Consider the following 297-nt stretch of genomic DNA (forward strand, 5'->3'; position numbering starts at 1 on the left):
GCGAGCGCTGCAGGCGCTGCACGGTGGCCATGCTGTCGGCCGCCTGGGTTTCCGGAAGCACCAGCACGAACTCGTCGCCGCCCAGGCGGGCCAGCATGTCGTTGGGCCGCGGCAGCTGCCGGGTACGCTCGGCCACCGCCACCAGCAGCGCGTCGCCGGCCTGATGACCGTAGGCATCATTGACCTGCTTGAAGCCATCCAGGTCCATGAACATCACCGCAAAGCGGTTGCCGCCCTGTTCGGCTTCGGCCAGCGCCTGCACGATGCGCCGCTGCAGCAGCAGGCGGTTGGGCAGGC

1 protein-coding gene is annotated in these 297 nt (G+C 69.7%); it reads right to left on the reverse strand.

Annotation, left to right across the window (positions count from 1 at the left end; genetic code table 11):
- A partial coding sequence (locus EN804_RS36315; RefSeq protein ID WP_135922418.1) for a GGDEF domain-containing protein occupies positions 1 to 297 on the reverse strand: 297 nt, incomplete at both ends.

The sequence above is a fragment of the Mesorhizobium sp. M8A.F.Ca.ET.161.01.1.1 genome, assembly GCF_004792105.1.
In the GTDB taxonomy this organism is placed as follows: Bacteria; Pseudomonadota; Alphaproteobacteria; order Rhizobiales; family Rhizobiaceae; genus Mesorhizobium.